Origin of the sequence: Reichenbachiella carrageenanivorans (genome assembly GCF_025639805.1) — a bacterium.
Classification (GTDB): Bacteria; Bacteroidota; Bacteroidia; order Cytophagales; family Cyclobacteriaceae; genus Reichenbachiella; species Reichenbachiella carrageenanivorans.
Map to the genome: position 1 here is coordinate 1,693,369 of NZ_CP106735.1, position 17,488 is coordinate 1,710,856.

Sequence of the window (17,488 nt, forward strand, 5' to 3'; positions counted from 1 at the left end):
TTCACTTATTAGAGGGGTGTTGAATAAGGCCGGTTTTATAACCTATAATTTTGAAAAAGGAGCTTATGATATTTTTTGTCCCCCAATTGGCACTATGATGATTGAGAAATACCCACCCTTCATAAAAAAGGTTGCTTTTGGAGTGGTATAATTGGAACTGGTAGTGTCTAAGTAAAATATTCGAGAATCCTCCTGGTGTAAATTCATGAGTGAGCTTCTCGAAAAATTTCTTTTCTGTTTTACTGATTTTAATTTTTCTCAATTCTTCAAATACAAAATTAGGGATGTCAGCGTTGAATTGATCTCGTAGATAAGTCAGTGCTGCAGACAGCCGCAGACCATACTTTCTTTTTGCACTAAAGGCTAGCATGTTTTCCCATTGGATATCCCTTTTGTTTATGATAATGAGTGAGTCGCAGATCCATCTGAAGGAAGGGAGTTCATTCCACCTCATGCCATGTATGATGGAGTGAAGTAGTTGGAATGTAGGGTTCAGTGTTTTAGTTATTGTATCATCTACTTTAAACTCCTCAAGATTATTCCAAATTTCCTCTTCATCGCTTTCCTTGAAAGAGTCTTTGAATACTCTCCAATGTGTATCAATTTCGTTATCCTTATTGTTGACTAGGCATCTTGAGTTGACTAATAGTTTTTTATAGTTTACAGTCTGGGATGTATACTTGTCGTACCAGCCTTCTTTATTCAGAACTTTCCAGAGGTTTTCTAAGTCTTTTTCCTTCACCACAAAATCTAAATCAGACATTGGCCGAATCCCATCAGATCCATAGTAGTGTTTGGCGAGAGGTACACCCTTCACGAAAAAGTGCTCAATTTCGTTCGTTTGGAGAAGCGCTATTATTTTTTTTACTTGAAAAAAGATTACCTGATTTTTGGACCAGACGTATCTGTTGTATCCTTTGATTGCTGTTAGGATGAGGTCTCCAGGGAGCTGATTGTTGAGGTTGTAATGCAACAGGGGTAAAAGTCGTTGCGAACCCCCATCTATTTGGTCAAACACGGTAGCCAGTAGTTTGTCTCCTGTTTTTTGAGGGTTGAGCTTAAGCGTCGATTTCCATGCATTATAGTTTTTGATAGCTGCGGTTCCTGTGAGAGTGCAAGCTTTTAGCAAGTACAGCTGTTTGGCATTAGGCCAAAAATCGGTATGTGACTTCATTTCAAATCAAATTTACTGAGTCTGCCATTTTTTAATTCAAACACCTCGTCAGCGAGTTCCAAAAAGTCTTTGTTGTGTGTGATGATGAGTATAGCAGGTTTAAACCAAAGGTTTTTCAAATTAATATAGAGTTGTTTTAATGATTGGGTATCTAGGTGATTAGTAGGTTCATCCAAGATGAGTAAATTAGGCTGAGAAATCAATGCTCTAGCGATAGATATTTTTTGTTTTTCTCCTCCAGACAGATTGATATTGGTATGCAGAGGCGTATCTATTCCGTTAGGCAATTGACTTATGATTGTATCTAGGGTGGATAGCTCAATGATTTGCTTGATTTCTTTTTCGCTGACGGGGTCGTCGTACCCGTACAGGATATTTTCTCTTACAGATTTATTTAAAATGTATGATTCTTGAAAGATAAGACCTATTTGCTTTCTCCAGTGGTTTAGATCAATACTAGTGTGCGAATGCCCATCGATTAGGATTTGCCCTTCATTGAGTGGGTAAAATCTCATGAGGAGCTTCACTAATGTACTTTTGCCAATTCCATTAGATCCAATGATCGCATAGGTTTTCCCTTTTTGGATTTGAAGATTTACATTGCTCAATAAGTTGCTCTGTGAGGCATATTGAAAGCAAACGTCTCTTAACTCAATCACTTGCCGAAAGTCGATCAGCATCCCTTCTGTACTTTCTTTTGCAGCTTTTATTTTGCTTATCAGCTTTATTATGGATTCCAGAGATTCTTTACCAGAAAGAATCTCTGGAATGGATTGAGATAGGTTGAACATAAACCTTCTCAACAGGTAAAGGACAAAGTAGAAGGACATGAGCGTGCCGAAGGACAGTTGATCTTGAATGACCAAATAGCAGCCGACTACGAGTATTAGCAAACTGATACAGGAAATAATTACGTCTTGTAGCGATCTGAATAGGGCGTGTTGCCAGGCCATAGATCGGCTGGATGTTTTGAGTTTATTTATTGTTGCCGACTTTTTTTGAGATTCGGTTTGCTCCTGTACGCTACTTTTGATCAGGTCGAAAAATTGTATCACAAAACGAACTTGACTAGAAAATTTTTCAAAATTTCTATTTGAATTCGTAGTATTTTCTCTGATACCCTTGCGAAGTAATTTCATTAGTGCCCAAAGCGTAGGGCCGAGAAGCAAAAGAGTCATACTCAGAATCCAGTTGAGATAGAATAGTACTGCCAATAAGCACAGACACGAAATGATGGAGGGTATAAATATGGCAACCAACGCATTGCTCATACGGTCTATCCTTTCGCTGTCGTTTACTATCTGATTGTGAAGTTCGTTTTTGCTGAAGGATTGGAATGGCGCATACGCAGTATGCAATAGACCATCGACTAATGTGATCCGGATCGTTTCTATGACTTCTTTGGTTATTTTCAGGATGAGCTTTCGTCCCCAAAGCCAAAGCGCTTGATTGAGTATGATCAAGAGTACCACTAGGCAAGAATAGATGAGTATTAGTCTTAGGTCTTTGGTAGGCAGCCCAATGTCGAAAATTTGCTGAACGAAATAAGTGCTTGGGATAAGTGCAAAGGACTGAACGATAGCTAAAAATAAGGAGCCATAGAGCGTGCCCATCTTGTCGGAGTAGTAGGAGAAGTAGGCACTCCAAACGCTTTGCGTATTATCTTTTTTGTGCATCCAGATGCCTTTTTAGAATTTGAGCAAACTCATTTCTTTGGTCTTTCTTTTTCACACTCATATTACGGGTATGCAGCCGACGATTAGTTATCACTTTTGGGATCATATTGGATTGGAAGCCTTTGCGTTTGGCTAGAGCGTACCACTCGATGAAATCTCCAATTTGTGTATCAACATTGAATAACCCAATCTGCTCTAATGAAGATTTTCTGATCATCATCGTTTGTTTACAGTACCCATTCATAGGCTCCTTTGGGCAATGAATTTTACTAGCAGTTTCTGTGGATAATTGTGGACAGATAAATTGCTTCAATAGCCCAAATACCGCATCTAGCTCAGGTACATTGGTAAATGCCTCATGCTGCCATTTGAGTTTGTTGGGCTCCCACAAGTCATCGGCATCGTTGAATGCCAAATAGTCGCCTGTGCTTTGCGCAATACCATAGTTAGTTGCAGCCGATTGTCCCGAATTTTGTTGATAAAAATATCTGATGGGTAAGGTTTTGACAATCTCAGCTGTGGTATCCGTAGACCCATCGTCTACTACTATGATTTCAGAAGGAGGTTGAGTCTGGTTGAGTACACTTTCGATCGATTCTTTAATATATTTTTCGCCGTTATAAACAGCTATGACCACGCTAGTAGAGGGACTAGTTTTATTTGTCATTACTGTCAGTTTGACTGTTTTCTTTTTGCATAGGCCAGCCAGTTTCGTCTACATCATGTATAGGATCTAATAAAAGCAAATCCTGCATGTCTGTAAATTTGTTTAGCGAGGGAGTTGTAAATTTGTCATGCCTGAAGTCGAGTGTTTCGTCATTTGTGTTGGGATCACCGTTTTTCTCTGTGATTAGTCCTTCGTCAATTAATTCCTGTATAGCAGTATCTAATTTATCTAGCTCAGCTTGGTCTAAGTTAAGGTTTTCCAGAAAAGTTTGTTTTAAGTTAGTGGCTGTAATGCCTCCTTTCAATCGTTTCCAAATATCTATACCCGAGCCGGAGTATGAATAATAGTTGCCATTTTCTAAGTTGACAATTACAACTTCATCTTCAAACAGCTCGCTACTTACTGTTGGTCTATTTTCTATCAACATCATATATTTCTTTTACTTTATTAAGGATTTCACGTCATTTATTATGTTTTACAATATTACCTGAAATCCTCTTTTCATGCAATGTCCCGTTTTTAACTATCCCCATACATCCGTTGCAGCCAGGCAAAAAACTCCATGCTCCAAGCCAGAGCTATATGAAGGATTACACCACCCCATATTCGATGGGAGTAGAAGGCCAAAATACCGATCAGGTAGCCGCCAAATATAGAGCCAATAGCTTCGGTCATAGGTTTGCCATAGTGTAGAAAGGCATACGATCCTACCATGGCCAATACCGCATGGCCGCCTAGCACCCGTACAAAACCAATGACTAAGAAACCTCTGAAGAACAATTCTACATTGAGAAAATTTGCACCATACACGCCCTCGAAGATGAACATGGGTATCCACCCAGCTAGGTCATGCTTTTCTGCAAATTTGTCTCCTCCACTAAGGAGATAGCGAGGATAATAATTGGTGAGATCTGATAAGAATGAGGCCAATCCGATGCCTACTATCACGACTAATAATAGGATGGCATAAGGCCTAAAATCTGTATGCCGGAAGGTAAGTCCGTACCAATTTCTATTCTCATCCCGAGGTCTTTCGTAGAAGTAATAGAATAGCATGGTAGGGGTGAAAATAGTGAAGAAGGACTTTCCTCTCCACAATACCTTTCGGATAAATCGATAGTCGATAACCTCTAGATGATCGATCAGAGTATAGTGAAAATATAATGTACGGCTAAACCCCAGAATGACAAAACCAAAGAAGAACAACAACCAAAACTCTTGAGACTTGACCCAAGTGCGGTTGATATCGAAAACGTACAACAAGCAACAAATGAATAAAAATGGAAAGCCCATAAACAGTGTCATGTACCACCAGTGCCAGAGCGTTCGGTGGTAGGAGTCTACAATGCTATCCTCAAAGTCAAAGGTGTAATTGAGATAGGTACAAGCGGTCATAAAAAGGGCTGCCGACAGGTATAGCCCCCAATGAAAATGGGTCTGAAGATACTTAATCAGGTAGCTCCAGATTTGCCTCATTTTAGCAAATCAAAACTGAGTAGGACTTCCATTGCGTCTTCTACCAGTTCTTCTTGTTTGTCTTCTTCGAATGCCACAAAAGCGTAGTAATTGTTGTCACTATTTTTGTCCATTAGCCCTAATACCATATAGAGTAGGCCGTCTTTAGCTCCTGATACAAATCCCCCGTCCATTTCTTCAAACTCTAGCAATTCCATTTCGTCGATCTGGCTGAGGTTAAGGTCTTCTTCTGCCATTTTTACAACAAACCCAGCCAAGTCGAGGCCATCTAGCTCACTGTCTTTGAACGGATACAATGCGAATCGAATACCTTCAGCGCTTGCTTCTAGTGCCTCAGCTGTGTTGGTCGTTACAGTAAATTTTTCAGGTAGTTCAAATTGAATGTTGTAATACTCCCATTCATACGTGCGCCAAGCTTGTGCTCCTGCAGTGAGTGAAACAAAGGAAAAAGCCACAAAAAAGAAGGCGGTGATAGATCGATAGCTGTTCATAATTTTAGTATTTTGGAATAAATATAAATACAATATTGTTCATTAGTCAATGAAATAACCTTGCTAAGTACAATTATAAATTGATTAACTTTTAAAAAATTTTTCCTTTGCCGTGAGAAGTGTGAAATCTTGTTTGAGTCTTTTGATCGTCTTTTTGGGGACGGTGGCCTATGGCGCAACTCCGAAAGCTATAGATCTAAGAGATTTTTTAAAAGACAGTACTGAACTCACTTCACATCTTCGTGTACTCACAGATCCCACGGGTTCACTTACCATTGGCGAAATTCTAGATTCGGCTCCTCAGTTTGGACCAGTTCCTGAGCAGTTGTCAAAAGACAACGTGTACTGGGGAAAGCTAGACGTAGAAAACAATTTGGACATCATCAAACTCTACCTACTCTATGTAGGTAAAAACGATTTTATCGATTGCTATTTCGTGCAAAACGACACCATAGTACAGCATGAGCAAAGTGGCTACATGTATCCGCAATATTTAAAATCGGTACCCAAAGGCAGTTATTTTATTCCAATTCTAATGAATGCACATGCTTCGCAGCAACTGTATATTAGAATTCAGGACGAAATACACAATGACCCCGAGTTTGACCTGCGAATCAGTAGCGGCACAGATTGGGTGTATAATATTTTAGACAAGCATATTCTTGATTTTATTTTTCAAGGACTTTTTTGGATCATCCTTATTTACAATCTGTTTTTGTATGGATCTACCAGAGCTAAGGCATACTTGTATTATTCATTTTATCTCTTTTGTCTAGCAGTCAATTATCTATTCCTTACCGACATCCTTAGAGAGTATATACTGAGCGATATGCCTTGGAATACGATCTACTTTATCTCCACCCCCATGCTCACTTTGGTAAGCTATTGGGTTTTTGTAAATGAATTTATCAATGTCAAAAAACAGTTTTCAATCTATTATCTATGGATAAAAAGATTGATCTGGTTAGATGGGGCAATGTTTGTCATCAGTCTTGTAGTCATACACTTTACTAGAGAAATTTATTTGGTCACGGATACACTTAGAGTGATTGCCTTGGCCAATGCCTTTCTGGTCATAGGTCTCAGCATTAGCATACATGGATCGAAGTATGAGATGGTCAAATACTTTATCTATGGCACAGCGATTACCGTGATAGCTGCTGTGATTGATTTAGCACTTTGGGACCCATCTACCTCTCAGGCGAGCTTGATGAAGTATGGGCTTCTGATAGAAATTGTGGTATTTTCATTGGGATTGGCCCAACGCAAAAAAATAGGAGAAAAGGAGAAACGGAAAGCCCTCAATAAGCAAATAGATCAGCTTAGGGTCAACGAGAGCTTGGCACAATGGCAAAAAGAAGAGCTAGAAAAAATCATTGATCATCGTACGCAAAAGATCAAGAAGAAAAACAAAAAACTAAAGCGGGCGATCAAAAAAGCAGAGTCTGCAGCCAGAGTGAAATCCGATTTTCTTTCGGTAATGAGTCATGAGATTCGCACACCGATGAATGCCGTCATTGGTACGATCCATTTGCTGTTGGACGAAAATCCAAAAAAGGCACAGTTAGAGCATTTGAAGACCTTAAAATTTTCATCGGAGAACCTTTTGATTTTAATCAATGATATATTGGACTATAGCAAAGTCGAATCAGGCAATGTGATACTCGAGCACATTGATTTCCATTTGAGGGAGTTGACCAAAGGACTCGGCAATACGTTTGAGAAAAAAGCAGAAGAAAGTGGGGTGAAGTTTAGCATTCTGATCGATCACAATATTCCTTCTATGCTCAAGGGAGATCCCGCACGTCTGACTCAGATACTCAACAACCTGATCAGTAATGCCATCAAGTTTACACCAAGTGGAGAAGTCAAACTCTTAATTCATCTGCTGGCCAAGAGCAACGGCAGAGTCAAACTCGAGTTTGTGGTAGAAGATACAGGCATCGGAATTTCAAAAGATAAGCTCAAATTGATTTTCGAGAGTTTTACGCAGGCACATGCTGATACTACCCGAAAGTATGGAGGGACAGGACTCGGTCTGGCGATTACCAAAAAATTGATCAAGTTATTTGACAGCCAGATTCTAGTAAAAAGCAAAGTGAACAAGGGTTCCAAATTTTACTTTTCCCTCTATATGGAGGAGGTTGCCCATGCCAATTCGGCTATAGAAAAAGACGATGCCCTGATGAAGGAAGGTGTGAAAGGCAAGCGAGTACTCGTGGTAGATGATAATGAGATCAATCTCATGATGGCCAAGAAATTTTTGGACAAATGGGGAATGATTAGCGAAGTAGTTACCTCTGGTAAAGAGGCGCTGATCAGGGTATTTGATACGGACTATGATTTGATTTTGATGGATCTGCAAATGCCCGAAATGGATGGCTACGAAGTAACAGCCACGATACGATCGCTCGACAATGATGGCCTTAAAAATATCCCCATCGTAGCGGTGTCAGCCGATACTTACGAAAATGTGAAAACGAAATTGGATGAAGTCGGTATGAATGATTTCTTGTCTAAGCCATTTAATCCAATGGAACTACTGACCATGGTGCATGCTTATACACACCTAGATCAGAGCAAAATACAATCCGAACAATAAGTGATTGGATTCATTTCTAACAAATCGAGTTCAAAATTTTATTTAAACTCAGGGAGTCATAAATTTGATACTTCTACCAACTTCTAAGCATTAAATATGTGGTCTAAACTACTGTGTATATTTCTGTTTTTGTGGGGTACGGCTGTACGTGGTGCAGAGTCGATAGATGCTGTCGAGAAAGCTTTTGCCAATGAAAGTTATGCACAGGTAGTCAGCCTTGCCGACTCCCTTTTAGAAACTGCCACACTACACTTGCCTAGGCTGCATCAGCTGCGAGCAGATTCTTATTATTATTTAGGTGATTTAGAAAAGTCGCTCGAAAGTTATTTTCAGGCCATACATGCGGGTGAGCAAGCCGAGGTAAGGGACGACTTACTACTTACCGAATGCTATAGTCATGCTGGGTTTTGCTATCGAGAGATGGGTTTGTATCAGCAGGCGCTTCCCCATTATGAGCGGTCGCTCCAGATAGCCAAAAGTATTGGGGCAGCAGTAGAGACTGCCGAGCAGTATTACAACTTGGGGACTCTATATCAGCATTTCGGGGATTATGAAAATTCTATAAAGCTATTGGATAGTGCTTACCAAATCGACGTGGCCAGACAGGATGAAGTGGCTATTGGGTTTGATCTGAGTTTGCTGAGCGAACTGAAGGCGCAGACGGGAGCTTATGAAGAGGCTCTTTTTTATGCTAAGGAGTCGCTGGCATTGCTTAAGTCCAGGCCAGGGCAATGCCAATTCGTTGGCCAATAGGACTAAGCTTGTAGGAAGTTTGTTTTTGGAATTGGGTCAGCTCGATAGTGCTGGTTTTTATCTGGGAGAGGCTGCCAAAGAATATGAACGAGTAGGCGACCAATGGAGGCTGGCCAGTTGCTGGCTAGATCAAGCCGAATGGAGCATTAAAATGGAGCAATTGGGAGATGCTGAGGAGTATGCAGAGCAAGCGCATGAATTTTTTCTGAGAAACGACCATAGCGAATATTTCATATCGTCCAATAACATGCGGGCTAAGGTATATGGCGAGATGCACTTGGTTGGCAAAGCACTCAATATTTTGGTTGAAAATGAGATCAAATGCAAAGAATTGGGTTTGATCAAGAGTTTGAGGCAAAATTATTTACTACAGTCAGAATTGCTCGACAAGGCTGGAGAAAAAGACAGAGCCTCAGATATGAAGAATAAGTATCAGCTACTCAATGATTCGATACAGAAGCTAGACAACAATGAGCAACTCAATCGGCTAGCTCTACAGGTCAAGTTTGATAAACTAGAACAAGAAAATCAGATTTTGACCCAGCGATATGTGGCCAAATCAGCAGACCTGGAAAGTACGATATTCAAACTCAATGGACTTACAATAGGTGCTGTAATACTTCTCATGATATTGGGCATAGTGATCTATCTGGTTCGTAAAAAAATGAAGCACAAGTATGTGCAATTAGAAAAAGAAGTAGAAACGCTCCGCCAGCAGATCAAGCTACTCCTAGAGGGAGACACTTCTGGCGTGATCGTAGACTTACAAAAACTCAATGGATGCCTGACGACCCCGCTCACTGATCGAGAATTCGAAATCCTTGGCCACGCCATTAGCAACCTAAGTAATGCCCAAATTGCTGAGCAGGTTTTCGTATCTGTAAATACGGTGAAATATCACCTCAAAAATATTTATGATAAGCTAGGGGTTTCGAACCGTAAGCAAGCGCTGGAGTATGTAGTGCAGACTAAATAAAGACGTCTTTTGATTGAATACATGATGATTTTTCAAGTAATGTTTAGTTTCATCAACTCCTTGAAACAGATCAAATGTACTTGATGAGACGGTACTGTTTATGATTAACTTCTGTTGATTATCTCCTTTTTCCACTACAAATTCTCATCCATAGATAAGCTAGACATAAAGATTTAGGATAAGTATTTGGGGCGGCTTTTGGCTGCCTTTTTTATTTAATTTTCTGCCATATTGATTTGGCGGAAAATGATTCTTTAGCCAATAGGAGGGCATTTTTCTGAAATATTAAAGCCAAGATTTCACCTAAAAACAGCCTTGATATGGTGTAAATGCCTCTTTTCGAAAAACTACCCGCTTGGGTAGGTGCAAACTACCCATAGTGGATAGGTCGCTACCTGCATGAATCCTAGAAATTGAGGGGTATAAACTTAAACTTATTATGCCATGAAACTTAATGAAGCCATCGAAGCCCAAGGATTCGATAAATTAAAACACGTCTGGTTGCACATAGACAAAGTGCTGCTAGCCACTTTAATCTTTTTCTTAGCTATGCTGGGTACGCTATCAGCGATAGCTCAGCCTACTATCGTCAGTTTTTCACCAGCCAACCTCAGTGCTCATATTGCTCGCGATGTCGGCACACTGACTATAGAGTTCGATAGAAATGTATATGTTGGACAGCTTGCCGAAAGTTATGACCAGTTTGATCTTAAGCTGCTATTTAGTTCTACTCCACTACAGTCATTCGAAGTAGACGATCCTTCTCAAGTCACAGTGTCTGGCTCTACTATCACGCTCCACAATGTACAAACATTGGGCTATGGAGAATCTTACTATATCACAACTCCTCGTGCAGGTATAGTGGAGGATGCAGAAGGCAATGGCTTGGATGCTATCGTAGGCAACGGGGTTTGGAGATTCACCATTCAAAAATCAGACTTAATAGTTGCCTCTACATTTCCTGCTAATGGTGCCCAATTTGTCGAAGCTGACGCTACTACAGATTTCACCATTACTTTCAACGAGTCGGTTTATACTTCTCCTCCATACAAATACGCTTACCTACAAGAAATTGGAGGATCGGTTGTTGATTCATGGACACTTAGTTTAGCAAACGATGTCACTATAGATGGAAATATTGTAACTCTACACCGCTCGTCTAGCTCCATGGAGTTAGGAAAAGAATATTATATCTATACCTCTGCGGATGCTTTTCGAGACCAAGAGAGCAGATACTTTGAAGGTATTGGAAACAATGAGACGGACTTTTGGCATTTTACTACCAAATCGGAAGCGGATCCACCGCAAATCAGTAGCCTCGATCCTGCTCATGAAGAAGAGGGTGTAGACCCTGCCCAAACGGTATTTACCATTCGGTTCAACGAAGGGGTATCGATAGACCGTGCGGGTTATATCGAACTCTATCTCAAAACAAAGTCAGGGGCCACCTTAGTGGACCAAGCCGATCCACAAGACATTGTTTATAACAAAGGGAACTACCAAATCCCATTCGATGGGCATGGAGGGTTGACAGCGGGAGGACAATACTATATTAGTATCGGTGACAACATCTTCCATGATTCTCAAGAAAACTATTTTGCAGGGACTAATATTGACAACTGGAGTTTTCTCGCCAATAGAAATCCAACCAGTATTTCTTTGAGCAACAGTTCTGTGGTTGAAAATCAATCAGCAGGAGCAGTGGTTGGCACCATTTCAGCCATAGATCCAGATCAGGGCGACAATGCAACAGTCACATTAGTTAGTGGTACGGGATCTACGCACAATGCTTCATTTCAGATCGTAGGGAGTCAGCTTCAAACAACCGAAGCACTCGACTACGAAGATGGAGCTACTAGAAGTATTCGGGTTCGTGCTACGGATAATGTAGGAGGTACGCGCGAACAAATATTGACTATAAATGTGGGAGATTCGGATGATACACCTCCGGTGCTTCTGACCTCAGATCCCGACGATGGAGCGACCGGAGTCGATTTGTCACCTACACTGATCTATACTTTCAATGAAGATATTGCCTTAACAGATGCGGTCACTTCTACCTTCTACCTGAGAAAAACTTCCAATAACGCTTCAGTGGCTAGTTGGCAAGCTGTAGATGGATCGCCACTCCCTGCTGGTATGAGTATAGTAGGTGATCAGATGATATTTGAAGTAAATACGGTATTGGAATATAATACTGAATACTATTTGAGTGCTCCAGAAATTTCAGACTTAGCTGGCAATGATGGAAACCCTTTTAGCAATAATTCATTTACGACTCGCGCACTGTCCTCCGAAACTCAGGTTTTAGCAGCTAACATTCCGGGCGTAGTAGGAGATCCAGTAATTGACAACGAGAATAATACAATTACAGCAACCGTTCAGGCAACCAGTCCATCCAGAATTGATATTGATCTGGATCTTTCTCCTGGAGCCACTTTTAGTTTTTCATCCAATCCTCAATATTATCAAAACGGAGTGCCCTTTCCGATGACGGTTCGTGCTGAGGCTAACAATTTTGAATCGTGGACAATTACACTGAATTGGGAGAGTATGTCCGGCACATATACGGTAGGCCCAAATGGGGATTTTGAGAAATTAAGCAATGCCTTTGGTCAGTTTGGTTTTGCTAGTCAGGCAGGAGATATTGTTTTTGTTGTTGAGGATGGTTATGATGTAGCTGAATTGCTACAACCCTACAATCCTGACCCGACTTATAGTGTACTTGTTCGACCTGAATCTGGCGCCACCAATATAAACTTGAGACAGGAATATGGTGGAGCTATCAGATTAGGTAACTCTTCTAACAATATTGTTTTTGATGGTGCAGACCCTTCTACAGGGAATATTGCAATGCAGATCAATGTCGATGGGTTTAATTCTAGTGGGATTCAGCTCGTTAGTGGCACACACAATATCTCCTTTCAGAATCTTAGATTCAATATAGTGGAGGGCTATGGTGTGGAAGTTATAGGAACGACAACTAGCCTTGTTGCAGATGTCAATTTCATGGGGTGCGAATTTGTAGCATCCAATACAGCAGCTGATGTAACCATATATGGCCTAAACATCGATACATCTAATTTGGATAATATAGATGTGATCGGAAACAAGTTTTATAATGTGGAAGGTGCTCCTGACCCCTCAAGGTTTGTGGCTATATCATCAAACGATTACCTTTCTAACGTATATAATAATTCTATATCAATTCGAGGCAATATTACTGTCGGTATTAGTAGAGCAACCAATGTTTTGCACAATTCTATTCACCTGTATGGTACAGGGTCTGAAACGGATAGCTATCATTATGCCATAGGGTATGGCACTAACATCCAAAACAATAATGTTAGCATTGAAAGAACCTCTGGTACAGGCACGACCAGACGATTTGTACACTATTCCAACATGCAAGCAGAAGATGCTGGGAATAATGTACACATCCTCGATGATGGGGTGAGCGTAACGAGATTTGCCCTGAATGCGGCAGATGAGACAGAAATGTCGTCAATAGCTTCAACTACAACATTTGTAGATGCTGAATTTACAGATGCATCCGTTGCTGATTTGTCTTTGTCTGGTGGCTCCTATAGCGATAGCGATCTCAGAACTTCTCCCGTAGATGGAGTGGATACCGATATACTAGGTAATTCGAGAAGTGCATCTTGGCCCTCCAAAGGCGCCTACGAAGTACCGAATAGGGCTTCCGACTTCCTTACGTTCAGCATTCCTCAGCAAGTCAGCACACCTGCGGTCAATTCAGAAAATCATACCGTTTTGGTTGCGGTAAATGCAGGTACTTCATTGACTAACTTGGTGCCCACATTTACCATCTCTCCAGGTGCCAGTATCGACAAGGTAAGCGGCGACGAACAAGATTTCACCAACCCAGTTTCCTACTTCATCACCGATGAGCAAGAGACGGCTCAGCAAGAGTGGGTAGTAACTGTCTCAGAGCAAAACTTGCCGCCAACTGAAATTACACTTAGTCCTTCTGCAATCAATGAAAATGAAGAGTCAGGAACAATAGTAGGCGTATTAAGTGGTACCGACCCCAATGGCGACGAACTCGTATTCACTCTGGTGACAGGTGAGGGGGATGATCATAATGGTTCATTTTTGATCGATGCAGATTCGAAAGAATTGAAATCTACTGCACCTTTCGATTTTGAGCAAAACGAAGAATTGTACATCCGCATACAGGCCGATGACCAAAATGGGGAAACCTATGAGGAGGCCTTGGTTGTGTCGATAGTAGATGTGGATGAAATCGACCCGGAAGTGGAGGGTTACGGCCCAGCCAGTGGCGACGTAGATGTGGCATTAGATTCAGAATTCTACATTCAGTATGATGAAGACGTATTCGCCAATACAGGTTCATATTTTTTGCGTACCGCAGATGGTCAATTGGTAGAGGAATTAGCGGTTGACGGTTCAGGTGTGGGTGTTAGTCGCGCGGTTGTTACGCTTACACCTTCGGTGAATTTAAAATACAATACCTCCTATTATGTAGAGACCGTACCGAACGTAGTAGCAGATGAAGCTGGCAATCCTGCACCCGCTATTCCTGCAGGATCATGGTCATTCACCACTGAAAACCCAATTGCTTCCTTGAGCCCTGCAGATGAGGCAGATGATGTAAGTCCATTCGCAGATATCGAATTGACCATTGATCGATCCGTTTCACTTCAAACAGGGGGTACTTTCAGAATGTTCAAAAAATCAAATGACGCGCAAATTGGCACGGATTATAGCTTTAATAGTGCAACTATTGATGGCAATACGGTGACCTATGATATTCCGATGAACTTGGAACCAGGGGTAGAAATTTATATTAACATTATTGACGGAATTGAAGATTCAGAAGGTAATTCAATAGATATATTGGGTAAGGATACTTGGAGTTTCACGCCAGTGAAATTAGATCAAACCGTAACGCTGAACCCAATCACGGCAAAAACTTTTGGAGAGGATGACTTTACCTTTACAGTAGCCACTTCCACTTCAGGTGAAGCAATTACTTATTCGAGTTCAGTACCTGGTGTGGCAGAAGTAGCTGATAATTATGTAACGATCCATTCAGCCGGCAGCACTATGATCAGAGCCACCCAAGCAGGTAATACCTATTACAATTCTGCTTTTGCTGAACAAGAATTTGTGGTGAACAAAGCCAATCAGACCCTTTTGTTTGAAGGCGCTGAAGATATGGTTTATGGAGATGAATCTCAATTGCTCGAAGCATTTGCCGTACCTTCTGGCAATGAGGTGAGTTTTGAGATCGTTTCGGGCGATGCGGTCACTTTAGATACGGAAACCAATGAGGTCACAGTCGTAGGGACTGGAGAAGTGACTATCAGGGCTGCCAGTCTAGAAAGTGATAACTACTATGCACCTGAAGCTGTCGAAAGAAGTTTTACCGTAGAGAAAAAAATGCTTACCGTCACAGTTGAAGATCAAGAGAAAATTTATGGAGAAGCAAACCCTGATTTGACTATTGTCTATGATGGTTTTGTGAATGGTGAAACAAGAAGTGTGATTGAGACAGATCCTACGGCTAGTACAGAAGCGGATGAGACAAGCAGAGCAGGACTCTATGATATTAGTTTAGCAGGTGGCGAGGACGAAAATTATAGTTTTGAATTTGAGGATGGCTTTTTGAGAATTTACAAAAAGACATTAATTACTCAGGTGGAAGACGCTACTCGTACATACGGCGAAGCTAATCCTGGCTTTGTGTTGTCATTCGAAGGGTTCATCGAAGGAGAAACTTCAAGTGACTTGTTAGGAACACTTCCGACCAGATATGTGGATGCGGATGAATCGAGTGAGATAGGTGAATATACCATCACCGTGTCCGGAGGTACAGATATCAATTATGAATTTGTCCCACAAAATGGCATATTAACGATCACAAAAGCAGAACTTAATGTAAATGTACTATCTGCCGAGAAGGACTATGGAGAAGATAATCCAACATTTGAATTTGAAATTGATGGGTTTAAAAATGGAGAGTCCGAAGCGGTACTAATTACGCAACCCCAGTTGAGTACCATGGCTATCAAATCGAGCGACGCAGGCGATTACGCAATCACAGGAAGCGGAGCTGAAGCAGAAAACTACAGCTTCGATTATGACCATGGAACTTTGACCATTCATAAAGTTAATTTGAATGTCTCTGTGCAAGATGATACGCGTGTATATGGCGAAGCCAATCCGGAATTTGTGATAGCATATGATGGATTTATCGAAGGTGATGACGCCAGTGAATTGGATAACCCCATCGAGGCGTACACGGAGGCGGATGTAAATAGCAACGTTGGTACTTATGACATAGAGCTGTCCGCAGAAACGGATACGAACTATAATATTTTCACTACCTCCGGTACACTCACCATCAACCCTGCTCAGCAGATAATTGTTGTAGAAGACATTACCGACAAGGTGAAAAATGCAGCACCTTTTGATGTAGTGGCATCTGTCAATAGTGATACCGAGCTGCAATATGCGGTGAGTGATCACGCCACAAATTCCGGCAAAACCATTACGCTCACAGGCACAGCAGGTACAGTGATAGTGACTGTGACCGCACCTGCCAGCCTCAACTACCTTGAGGATACTGAACAGATCACTTTCGAGGTGAATGATAAACAAGCCCAACAGATTACTTTCAACGTCGTAGATCAGACTTACGGTGGAGAAGTAGTGTTGTCCGGTACTTCTGATAGCAGTTTGCCAGTGAGTTATGAAATTGTTTCAGGGCCATTGGCATTGAACAACGGAGTTTTGACCTTCACTGGAGTGGGAGCGGCGAGCGTGCGCGCCATACAAGTCGGAGATGAAACGTACAATGAGGCTGTGCCGAAAGTTGCAAATTTTTCGATCAGCAAAGCACCGCTTACGATCACCGCCACCGACAAGAGTATGGTATTTGGCGAAAGCCTACCTGAGCTGACCATGAGCTACAGTGGATTTGTAAACGGAGAAGGAGCCAGCAGCATTACTTTGCCTACTGTAGCTACTGCAGCTACAGGTGCTAGCGATGCGGGCACATATCACATTGAGTTGGCGGGAGGGGCTGCCGACAATTATTCAATGACCTTAATAGATGGAGTATTGACTGTTGAAAAAGCTACTGCTACGATTTCGTTGGCAGAGCTTATACATGAAGCAGACGGAACGGCTAAGTTACCTACAGTGGCCACAGATCCAGCTGATTTGAATGTGAGTGTCACTTACGATGGCGTAGCGGAGGCACCTACTGCGGCGGGTTCTTATGAAGTAGTAGCTACTATAAATGAAAGCAATTACCAAGGCAGTGTCACAGGTACACTTGTGATAAATGAGGCTACGGTGACAGGCATAGCCACCCAACAAGTTGAAATCTCTGTATTTCCGAATCCAGCGGCCGAATGGTTACAATTTTCTGGTTTGTCCTCGGAGGCTCAGTTGGATATGGTAGATATAGAAGGTAGTCAGGTACTGACCCGCCTTATCTATCCAGGAGACAAAGTTGATATTTCACAAATGCAAACTGGTATGTATGTACTTCATATCAGCAATAATCATATCACCACAACAACGAAGATCCTTATCCACTAATAAGCTAGGCATAAAAGGTTTAGGATAGGAGAGGGTAGCTTCGGCTGCCCTCATATACTCAAACCTACTACTGCCAC

General features: G+C 41.5%; 10 protein-coding genes. 4 read left to right on the top strand and 6 right to left on the bottom strand.

Annotated elements, in window-relative coordinates; translation table 11 throughout:
- Position 1: 1 nt before the first annotated feature.
- The 6 genes from N7E81_RS06860 to N7E81_RS06885 all read right to left on the bottom strand — a co-directional run bounded on the left by N7E81_RS06860 (position 2) and on the right by N7E81_RS06885 (position 5,484).
- On the bottom strand, positions 2-1,174 hold the full coding sequence (locus N7E81_RS06860) for a nucleotidyltransferase domain-containing protein (protein WP_263052547.1): 1,173 nt from the start codon (positions 1,172-1,174) through the stop codon (positions 2-4).
- Entirely contained in the window at positions 1,171-2,850 is a 1,680-nt protein-coding gene (locus N7E81_RS06865) for an ABC transporter ATP-binding protein (protein ID WP_263052548.1), read from the bottom strand. Before N7E81_RS06865 ends, N7E81_RS06860 begins: the two co-directional genes overlap by 4 nt.
- Positions 2,834-3,517, bottom strand: coding sequence for a glycosyltransferase family A protein (locus N7E81_RS06870; protein WP_263052549.1), 684 nt, complete (start codon positions 3,515-3,517; stop codon positions 2,834-2,836). Before N7E81_RS06870 ends, N7E81_RS06865 begins: the two co-directional genes overlap by 17 nt.
- Positions 3,507-3,947, bottom strand: a complete 441-nt coding sequence (locus tag N7E81_RS06875) for a PqqD family protein (protein ID WP_263052550.1) — start codon at positions 3,945-3,947, stop codon at positions 3,507-3,509. Before N7E81_RS06875 ends, N7E81_RS06870 begins: the two co-directional genes overlap by 11 nt.
- 89 nt (positions 3,948-4,036) lie before the next feature.
- Positions 4,037-4,993, bottom strand: coding sequence for a hypothetical protein (locus N7E81_RS06880; RefSeq protein WP_263052551.1), 957 nt, complete (start codon positions 4,991-4,993; stop codon positions 4,037-4,039).
- A complete protein-coding gene (locus N7E81_RS06885; RefSeq protein WP_263052552.1) occupies positions 4,990-5,484 on the bottom strand; it encodes a hypothetical protein in 495 nt (164 codons plus the stop codon). Before N7E81_RS06885 ends, N7E81_RS06880 begins: the two co-directional genes overlap by 4 nt.
- Positions 5,485-5,596: 112 nt before the next feature.
- Here N7E81_RS06885 and N7E81_RS06890 point away from each other — a divergent pair, with 112 nt between their 5' ends.
- From N7E81_RS06890 to N7E81_RS06905, 4 genes are all read left to right on the top strand, one after another.
- On the top strand, positions 5,597-8,086 hold the full coding sequence (locus N7E81_RS06890; protein WP_263052553.1) for a hybrid sensor histidine kinase/response regulator: 2,490 nt from the start codon (positions 5,597-5,599) through the stop codon (positions 8,084-8,086).
- A 96-nt stretch (positions 8,087-8,182) separates the two neighbouring features.
- On the top strand, positions 8,183-8,839 hold the full coding sequence (locus N7E81_RS06895) for a tetratricopeptide repeat protein (protein WP_263052554.1): 657 nt from the start codon (positions 8,183-8,185) through the stop codon (positions 8,837-8,839).
- Positions 8,775-9,815 carry a response regulator transcription factor gene (locus N7E81_RS06900; RefSeq protein ID WP_263052555.1) on the top strand — a complete coding sequence of 347 codons (1,041 nt, stop codon included), beginning with the start codon at positions 8,775-8,777 and terminating at the stop codon, positions 9,813-9,815. The genes N7E81_RS06895 and N7E81_RS06900 overlap by 65 nt, the downstream gene beginning before the upstream one ends.
- 444 nt (positions 9,816-10,259) lie before the next feature.
- Positions 10,260-17,411, top strand: a complete 7,152-nt coding sequence (locus tag N7E81_RS06905; protein ID WP_263052556.1) for an MBG domain-containing protein — start codon at positions 10,260-10,262, stop codon at positions 17,409-17,411.
- The last annotated feature ends 77 nt before the right edge of the window (positions 17,412-17,488 follow it).